Below are 2,030 nucleotides of genomic sequence, written 5' to 3' on the forward strand. Positions count from 1 at the left end.
AACGCAGGCACTCGGTAGAGCGAACCGTCGATCCGACGACCGTTCGCTCTATCTCGGGCTCGATCCCGGGTTCGCGCAGACCCTCGCCGATTCCTCGGTGCGTAAGGCAATGACCCCTGAGACCCAACCCGTCGTCCGCGATGCCCTCGAACTCTATGATCAAGGTTGGGATGCAACGGTCCGGGTTGCCAATGAGTTCTGGTCGGCAGATGGTTCCCCTTTGCAGGCGTCCGAGGCTGGTGCCGATCAGGCGACAGGGCCGCGACGGAGGCCGGGACGTGCGTCGGCGGGGAGCGCGGATGTGTCCACCGCTGATGCTGAGGTGACAGCGTCTACCGAACTGTGGTCCGGTCATCACCAAGCGGCCGTGGAAAGCGCACGGACAGCCGCGGCGACCCTCGCTGCCGCGGGCGAAGCCGAGCACAGTGCATTCTGGCGATACGTGGAAGCTCACGCACACTACGACCGCGGAAGACCCGCTGACATCTCTGCGGCGAGAGCAAGTCTGAACGCCGTGGTGGAGAACGGGCCACGGACCACCTGGTTCCGTCGCCTCTCGCGCACCGTGGCTGAGCTTGAGGGCGTCACGGGTGTGAATGACGACGACGACCGGACCTACTTGGCATGGGACGACTGGCGCCGCGACGCCGGTGCTCGGCTGGAAAAGGATCTCGCCCTGGGCAGGCGCCTGCTTGCGGGCAACCACGACGAGCAATGCGAGGGATTGAAGTACCTTGCACGGCTTGCTGGAGCAGCCGGGGAGCGCCCACCGAAAACGGAGCAAAGTGCGACCGATTGCCGGTGGACGTGGTCGACCTCCAAGCGCGCCGAACGCCGCGCGTGGGAAGTCAAGACAGTTCAGGCAGATGCTCCGCCTCCGCTCAGCCGCGGCGACGTCAATCAGCTTCTTGGCCAGGTGATAGTGGAGAGGGGTAGGGCCCCAAAGTCCCGCGTGTTCGGGTGCCTCCTGACACCAGCCGTTGAGGTCAAAGATGAGGCAGCGGAAGCCGCGCGCGACCAAGTTGCGCTAGTGAACCATACTGCCGCTCTCCGGCTCTACGATTTGCTCGCCGATCGGCTGCGACGATACGACGCGTTGAGCGGCGACGGTTCAGCCGAGGCGCGCGGCGACGCTCGAACACAGGTCGAAGCGATGATGCCGAGGTCAGGGTGGCTTGCGCGGCTTCTCGCGCCCACGACTGGCAAGCTCCTGACTGCCGATGACGTCACACTGCTGTTCTCGCCTCGATAGCGCGTGCTCGTTGCAATGGAAGAGGGCAAAGATGCCGAATGAGTTGACGGTCGGGATGCGTCGTGTCGGGGACTTCATCGACTTCGATCCCGACACTCCGGAGGTGAAGGTCACTCTAGAACGCTCCGAGCGCGGGATCGGCGTCACCATCTCCTGGTCTGACCCGGACAGCCCGTACGCTGCGTGGTTCATGGGGGGCCGTGGGGTTATACGAATCCCGTCAGGTCCGGAACCGAAACCGGTTCCCAAGCGGGTCCTCTTCCACGACTCGCACGGTTCCGTCCTCATGATCCGCTGCTGGGCTCGAGGGTTCCATAGCAACGCGCTCGGTCCTGGAAGCGGGACGCTCTGGGGTCGCGCGGCGATCATGGGCGCCCACTCGAACATCGAGTTCGAACGGCCGCATGGTCTACAAACGGAGATTTCCGGACTCCGCGCGTGGTTGGGCGTTACGTCGTGGGAGGAGAGACTGGACTGGAGAGACGGTCCCGCCGTGGCATCGCTCATGTCACAGGAGTCTCCTCCGATCGAGGTTGGCGAGTATCGAGGCATCACGCTCACGTTGCGCCCAGGATGGCGATTGGTGCCGGAAGAGGGCCGTGACCGCCGTATCGCACTGGATCTACTCCGTTGCGAGACTAGGAGTGAAGAGCCTCCAGAATGGGACACGCATCTACAGCTTCACCGTGCTGTCCGCGACCTGTTGGTGCTCTCCCGTTGGCACGCCGAGTCCTGCGTAGAAGTGTTCGCATCCCGAAAGGATGACCCGCTGCGGACG

At 64.1% G+C, this 2,030-nt stretch carries 1 protein-coding gene and 1 pseudogene; both read left to right on the forward strand.

Annotated elements, in window-relative coordinates; genetic code table 11:
- The coding region (locus ACOJSN_RS07935; RefSeq protein ID WP_420111962.1) for a hypothetical protein at positions 1 to 1,252 on the forward strand (1,252 nt) is incomplete at its 5' end.
- A gap of 31 nt (positions 1,253 to 1,283) precedes the next feature.
- Positions 1,284 to 2,030 (forward strand): annotated as a pseudogene (locus ACOJSN_RS07940) (reverse gyrase); the annotation flags it as partial.

The organism is Pseudactinotalea sp., from assembly GCF_048594945.1.
In the GTDB taxonomy this organism is placed as follows: domain Bacteria; phylum Actinomycetota; class Actinomycetes; order Actinomycetales; family Beutenbergiaceae; genus Pseudactinotalea.